Here is a 211-nt window from a genome sequence, read left to right on the forward strand (position 1 = left end):
TTGAAGCAAAGCCTCGCTGTCGTCGCCAGTAGGCGGATACTTAACATTCAGGCCCTGATCGGCCAATACCTGCGCCGTGGCGGCGCCGACACTGAACCACGTCAGCTGCGGCCATGCGCGATCCAGCTGCGCCACGGCAAGGCGTGCCGCAGGCTTGCTGACGACGATCACCGCACAGTAACGCCCCAGGTCATGGAAGACGGCTTGCTGT

Annotated in this window: 1 protein-coding gene; it reads right to left on the reverse strand. The window is 63.0% G+C overall.

The features are described from left to right. Positions 1-211: uroporphyrinogen-III synthase (locus tag ACW9IR_RS30470; protein ID WP_457466334.1), on the reverse strand; the 211-nt coding region annotated here is incomplete at both ends.

This window comes from Pseudomonas sp. SDT291_1_S447 (assembly GCF_054070155.1).